1 protein-coding gene is annotated in these 395 nt (G+C 68.1%); it reads left to right on the top strand.

Going from position 1 to position 395, the window contains the following annotated elements:
- On the top strand, positions 1 to 395 hold a 395-nt coding region (locus QK442_RS36285; RefSeq protein ID WP_282698404.1), incomplete at both ends, for a condensation domain-containing protein.

Below are 395 nucleotides of genomic sequence, written 5' to 3'. Positions count from 1 at the left end.
GGCTTCCGCCGGCGTCGTTCGCGCAGCGGCGGTTGTGGCTGCTTTCGCAGTTGGACGGGGGGAGTGCGGCGTACAACGTGCCGATGGTGGTCCGGCTGGAGAGGGGTGTGGATGTCCAGGCGCTGGAGTCCGCCCTGAACGCCGTGATCGCGAAGCACGCCCCCCTCCGGACCGTGTTCGAGACCGTGGACGGCGAACCACACCAGCGCGTGCTCCCCGCCGAGCAGGCCCGCCTGACGGTGGAACACCGCGCCGTCGAGACAAGCGCCCTGGACGAGACACTGAACGAGACCGCCGGCCAGGTCTTCGACCTGGTGGCCGAGCTTCCGATCCGTGCCGTGCTCTTCGAACTGCTGGACGGTTCGGTGGTGTTGTCGCTTGTGGTGCATCACATC

The sequence above is a fragment of the Streptomyces sp. CC208A genome, assembly GCF_030010625.1.
In the GTDB taxonomy this organism is placed as follows: Bacteria; Actinomycetota; Actinomycetes; order Streptomycetales; family Streptomycetaceae; genus Streptomyces.
This window is presented reverse-complemented; position numbering and strand designations above follow the sequence as displayed.